Annotated in this window: 1 protein-coding gene; it reads left to right on the top strand. The window is 70.6% G+C overall.

Translation table 11 applies throughout. From position 1 onward, the window contains the following. The first annotated feature begins 21 nt into the window (after positions 1-21). A complete protein-coding gene (locus tag FUT87_RS26915) occupies positions 22-486 on the top strand; it encodes a thioesterase family protein (RefSeq protein WP_147242966.1) in 465 nt (154 codons plus the stop codon). Positions 487-615 lie beyond the last annotated feature (129 nt).

Below are 615 nucleotides of genomic sequence, written 5' to 3'. Positions count from 1 at the left end.
CCGGGCGCCGCGGCGACTCGCGTGAAGAGCCCGTTCGAGCCGGAGTTCACCGAGGCGCTGTGCGAGATCTTCGAGCGGCTGATCACCTTCAACCAGGTGCTGGGGCTGAAGGTCGACGAGCTGCAGCATGAGATCGTCCGGGCCCACATCCGGATGCGGCCGGACCTCGTGGGCCACTACGCCCACAACCGGCTGCACGGCGGCGTGATCAGCGCGACGCTGGACGCGATGGGCGGTCTGGCGGTGATGGCCGCCACCGGCGCGCGCCACCTCGACGAGGCGCCGCAGCAGCGGCTGCAGCGCTTCGCCAAGCTCGGCACGATCGACCTGCGCGTGGACTACCTGCGCCCGGCCATCGGTGCCGTCTTCCGCTGCGAGGCCGAGGTCATGCGCCTGGGCAGCCGCGTCGCCAACACGCGCATGGCCTTCACCGATGAACAGGGGCGGCTGCTGGCCACCGGAGCGGCGGCGTACATCGTGTCGTGAACACCGATTCGAGGACTGCCGTGGCAGTCCTCGGATCAATCCGCCGCGACCTCTTCCTTGACCGCCTTGATCCGATACGCGCAGCGCCGCGCGCCGGCGAGCAGGTGCTCGGTGCGCTCGACCGCGAGC

The sequence above is a fragment of the Mitsuaria sp. TWR114 genome (genome assembly GCF_007997345.1).
The sequence above is the reverse complement of the archived record's forward strand: the minus strand, read 5'-3'. Positions and strand labels throughout refer to the sequence as shown.